The organism is Spirillospora sp. NPDC046719, from assembly GCF_040645715.1.
Classification (GTDB): domain Bacteria; phylum Actinomycetota; class Actinomycetes; order Streptosporangiales; family Streptosporangiaceae; genus Spirillospora.
Genome location: NZ_JBEYYT010000559.1, coordinates 1 through 5220, shown reverse-complemented (window position 1 = coordinate 5220; position 5220 = coordinate 1). Strand labels below are relative to the sequence as shown.

Sequence of the window (5220 nt, the reverse complement as noted above, 5' to 3'; positions counted from 1 at the left end):
GTTCGCCAAGGCGTTCAAGCGGGAGTTCGGCGTGGCGCCGGGCGGCTACCGCAAGTCCGCCCCCCCCCCCCCCGCCCCCGGGCCCCCCCCCCCCCCCCCCCCCCCCCCCCCCCCACAACCCCCCCCCCCCCCCCCCCCCCCCCCCCCCGGGCGCCCCCCCCCCGTCCCCGCGCCCGGCGTCACCCCCGCTCCCGGCGTGACCCCGCGCCGGCACCCCACGCCTCGCGCCGACCGCCCCGCGCCCCGCGCCCCGCGCCGGGCGCCGGGCGGGGCGGTCAGGGGGTGAGGACGATCTTGCCCTGGGTGCTGCCGGACTCGACGAGCTCGTGCGCCTTCGCGGCGTCCGCGAGCGGCAGGACCTGGGCGACGTGCGGGCGGAGCAGGCCGTCCTCGACGAGCGCCGTCAGCGCTTCGAGGGCGGTGTGGTCGGGCTCGACGGTGATGCCCGCGAAGCGGCGCCCGGCCGCGGCGGTGGCGGCCGCGAGGGCGGCGTCCTCGCGGTCCACGGCGGTGACGAGGAGGCCGCCCGGCCGCAGGACGCGCAGCGAGCGCTCGCCGTACCCGCCGCCGACGGCGTCGTAGACGATGTCGAGGTCGCCGGTCGCCTCGGTGAAGTCGGCCGTCCGGTAGTCGATGACCTCGTCGGCGCCGAGCGACCGGACGAAGTCGTGCTTGCCGGCGCTCGCCGTCGCGACGACGTGCGCGCCGCGCGCCTTGGCGATCTGCACGGCGACATGGCCGAGGCCGCCGCCCGCGCCGTGCACGAGGACCCGGTCGCCCTCCCGCACTCCGGCGGCGTCCACGAGGCCCTGCCAGGCGGTGAGGCCCACGAGCGGCAGCGCGGCGGCCTCGACGTGGCCGAGTCCGGCGGGCTTGCGCGCGATCTGCCGCGACGGCGCCACGACGTACTCGGCGTAGCCGCCGGCGGCGCGCGGGAACAGCGGCATGCCGTAGACCTCGTCGCCCGGCTGGAAGCGCGTCACGCCCGGGACGACCTCCTCCACGACCCCGGACACGTCCCACCCGAGGACGAACGGCGGTTCGCCGAGGAGCGGGAACGAGCCCGCGCGGATGTAGGCGTCGACCGGGTTGACCGCCGTCGCGCGGACGCGGACGAGGACCTCGGACGGCAGGGGCACGGGACGCTCGGTCTCGACGACTTCGAGGACCTCCGGGCCGCCGAAGGCCCGCTGGGTGACCGCACGCATGATGTCTCTCCTGGTGTGGGCGTGAACACTGACACCGATCACGCTACGGAGTGGATCTGAGACGCTGAATATCTCGCAGTCGCCGATTTATGTCCGTCCGTCTCAGGCCGCGTAGCATTCCGGGCATGGACGTGCTCAGCGAAGTGATCGCCTCGATGCGGACCGGCCTCCCGGCGGCGACACGCACCGACGCGCGCGCCCCCTGGGCCATGCGGCTTCGCCCGGTCGCGGGCCCCGGATTCCACGTGATCCTGGAGGGCTCCTGCTGGCTCGTCCCTCCGGGCGGGCCGGACGGGGCCGGCGAGGCGGGCGAGCCCGTCGAGCTGGCCGCGGGCGACGTGGTGTTCCTGCGGTCGGGGCGGGAGCACGTCCTCGCGGACGATCCGGCCACGACGCCGGTCCGGCTGCACACCGGGCCGGACGGGGGCGGCGGCTTCGGCGAGCTGACCATCGAGGGGCCGGGGGCGCGGACGGTCATGCTGTGCGGGGCGTACGACCTCGACCAGGCGCGCCCGCATCCGCTGCTGCGCGGGCTGCCGCCGGTGATCCACGTGCGGGCGGGGCAGGGCCGGCATCCGGAGCTGCACTCGGCGGTGGCGCTGCTCTGCGCGGAGCTGTCCGGCGGGCGGCCGGGCGCGGACGGGATCGTCCCGCCGATGATCGACGTGCTGCTGTTCTACCTCCTGCGGGCCTGGCTGGACGAGTCGGACGCCCCGGACGGCTGTGCGGCGGCACTGAACGACCCGGGCATCTCGCGCGCGCTCAAGGCCATCCACGAGGAGCCCGGACGGCCGTGGACCGTGGAGGCGCTCGGCCGGTGCGCCGGGCTGTCGCGGGCGGCGTTCGCGCGGCGGTTCGCGGCGCTGGTCGGGGAGCCGCCGCTGGCGTACCTGACGCGCTGGCGCATGACGACGGCGGGCCGGCTGCTGCGGGAGACGCGCGACCCGCTGAGCGCGGTGGCGGAGCGGACGGGGTACACGTCGGAGTTCGCGTTCGCCAAGGCGTTCAAGCGGGAGTTCGGCGTGGCGCCGGGCGGCTACCGCAAGTCCGCCGCCCGCCCCCGCTCCGCCTGACCCGCGCCCCCGCACCCGCACCCGCACCCCGAACTCCGCCCCCGCCCGCCGCCCCGCCCTCGCACGGTGCGGCAGATCCGCGCTGCGCGACGCCCGGCCGCGGCGTCCGGGTCGTGGGGAAATGGGGCGTGAGGGGGCGGTGGGACCCCCGGGACGGAGCACTCGCCGGCGTGTGAGATTCTCTTCCCGGAATGATCTTGAATCGTCCGGATTTGGGCCTGGACATATTGCGTGATAATGCCTAGCTTAATTACCAAGCGGCGCGTGCGGCGCCGCCGGACGTCGCTGACCGCGGCCCTGTCAACCCGGCCGCGGGGTAAGACCATGCTTACCTCGGCTGACCTGCGGAAATAGCAGTCGACCCGGCTCAAAGGTCAAATTACGGCGTAATGCGGATTGCTTTTCCGTGACATCCTCATTAAGGGTCTGGCGCCCTTCTCATTCGTCCTTCGCGTGCGTAGACTCCCCGCACCCGCGCTGCCGTGCGAGGCGTTCGAAATCAGGACTCGCGGGGTAGGCGGTAAAGATCGTCTTTTGACGGTCGGATCGCAACGCCCCTGTCGAGGAGGACGGATGTCTGGGCTTTCCCTGTCGAGCCCGGCCACTGCAGCAGAACGCGTGGATCTCGGCGGCGGCGACCTGTCACTGGTCGTCGTCGTAGCCGTGGTCGCACTGCTGGCACTGGCCGTCGCCGCGGGTCTGGTACGCGATGTACTGGCCGCGGGTCAGGGCACCGAGAAGATGCAGGAGATCGCGCGCGCGGTCCAGGTCGGCGCGAGCGCCTACCTGAAACGCCAGTTCCGCACGGTCGCCGTCTTCGTGGTGCTCATTCCGCTGGTGCTGCTGCTCCTGCCCGCCGACTCCTGGAGCGAGCGCATCGGGCGGTCGGTGTTCTTCGTCATCGGGGCGGTGTTCTCGGCCGTCACCGGCTTCACCGGGATGTGGCTGGCGGTCCGCGGCAACGTGCGGGTCGCGGCGGCGGCCCGCGAGGAGGGCGGCGAGAAGACCGCGATGCGGATCGCGTTCCGCACCGGCGGCGTCGCCGGCATGTTCACCGTCGGCCTCGGGCTGTTCGGCGCGGCGGTCGTCGTGCTGGCCTACCAGGGCGACGCGCCGAAGGTCCTGGAGGGCTTCGGCTTCGGCGCCGCGCTGCTCGCGATGTTCATGCGGGTCGGCGGCGGCATCTTCACCAAGGCCGCCGACGTCGGCGCCGACCTCGTCGGCAAGGTCGAGCAGGGCATCCCGGAGGACGACCCGCGCAACGCGGCGACGATCGCCGACAACGTGGGCGACAACGTCGGCGACTGCGCCGGCATGGCCGCGGACCTGTTCGAGTCGTACTCGGTGATGCTGGTCGCCGCGCTCATCCTGGGCACCGCGGCGTTCGGCACGCAGGGCCTGGTGTTCCCGCTGCTGGTGCCGATGATCGGCGTCATCACCGCGGTGATCGGCATCTTCGCGGTGATGCCGCGGGACGGCGACCGGTCCGGGATGTCGGCGATCAACCGCGGCTTCTTCATCTCCGCGGTCATCTCCGCGGTGCTCGTCGCGATCGCCGCGTTCGCCTACCTGCCCTCGTCGTTCGCCGACCTGGACGGCGGCATCCGCAACGTGGACGCCGACCCGCGCTGGGTGGCGCTCGGCTCGGTGATCATCGGCATCGTGCTGGCGAGCGCGATCCAGCTGCTCACCGGCTACTTCACCGAGGTGAACCGCAAGCCGGTGCGGGAGGTCACCGACAGCTCCCGGACGGGCCCGGCGACCGTCATCCTGTCCGGCATCTCGCTCGGCCTGGAGTCGGCGGTCTACACGGCGCTCGTCATCGCCGGGGCCGTCTACGGCGCGTTCCTGCTCGGCTTCGGCAACACCACCGTCGCGCTGTTCGCGGTGGCGATGGCCGGCACTGGGCTGCTCACCACCGTCGGCGTGATCGTGTCCATGGACACCTTCGGGCCCGTCTCCGACAACGCCCAGGGCATCGCGGAGATGTCCGGCGACGTCCAGGGCGAGGCCGCGAAGGTCCTGGAGCGGCTGGACGGGGTCGGCAACACCACCAAGGCGATCACCAAGGGCATCGCGATCGCGACGGCGGTGCTCGCGGCGACCGCGCTGTTCGGCTCGTTCGGGACGGCCGTCAACTCGGCGCTCGCGGACGCGTCCAAGTCGGCGAAGGACGCCATCGGGTCGCAGTTCAACCACGGCATCAACCTGTCGATCGACAACCCGAACGTGCTGATCGGGCTGATCATCGGCGCGGCCGTGGTGTTCCTGTTCTCCGGCCTGGCGATCATGGCGGTGGGCCGGGCGGCCGGACGGGTCGTGGTGGAGGTGCGCGAGCAGTTCCGCACCAAGCCCGGGATCATGGACTACACCGAGAAGCCGGACTACGACCGGGTCGTGGACATCTGCACCCGGGACGCGCAGCGCGAGCTGGCCACCCCGGGCCTGCTGGCGATCATGACGCCGATCGCGGTCGGGTTCGCGCTCGGGTACGCGCCGCTCGGCGCCTACCTCGGCGGCGCGATCGCGGCCGGGGTCCTGATGGCGGTGTTCCTCGCGAACGCCGGCGGCGCCTGGGACAACGCGAAGAAGGTCGTCGAGGAGGGCTTCCTCGGCGGCAAGGGCAGCGAGGCGCACGCGGCGACGGTGATCGGCGACACGGTCGGCGACCCGTTCAAGGACACCGCCGGTCCCGCGATCAACCCGCTGATCAAGGTGATGAACCTGGTCGCGCTGCTGATCGCGGACGCGGTCGTGACCTACGCCGACAACTACGCGCTGCGGGTCGGCGTGACGGTCGTGGCGGTCGGCATCGTCGTCGCGGCGATCGTCGTCTCCAAGCGCCGCGCGGACCCGATCGCCCCGTCGGCCGGCGCGGGCGGCGGCGGGGCCGCGAACTCCACCGCGGCCAAGGGCGGCGGCGCGGGCGGCGCGGCGGG

3 protein-coding genes are annotated in these 5220 nt (G+C 73.4%); 2 read left to right on the top strand and 1 reads right to left on the bottom strand.

All coding sequences use genetic code 11. The features are described from left to right. Positions 1-275 precede the first annotated feature (275 nt). Entirely contained in the window at positions 276-1208 is a 933-nt protein-coding gene (locus tag ABZ914_RS45950; RefSeq protein ID WP_500200970.1) for an NADP-dependent oxidoreductase, read from the bottom strand. Positions 1209-1333: 125 nt separating this feature from the next. Between ABZ914_RS45950 and ABZ914_RS45945 the strand changes: the two genes are divergently transcribed. Together ABZ914_RS45945 and ABZ914_RS45940 are read left to right on the top strand one after the other, a co-directional pair. Continuing rightward, a complete protein-coding gene (locus ABZ914_RS45945) occupies positions 1334-2281 on the top strand; it encodes an AraC family transcriptional regulator (protein ID WP_500200969.1) in 948 nt (315 codons plus the stop codon). Between the two features lie 573 nt (positions 2282-2854). Further along, a partial coding sequence (locus ABZ914_RS45940) for a sodium-translocating pyrophosphatase (RefSeq protein WP_500200968.1) occupies positions 2855-5220 on the top strand: 2366 nt, incomplete at its 3' end.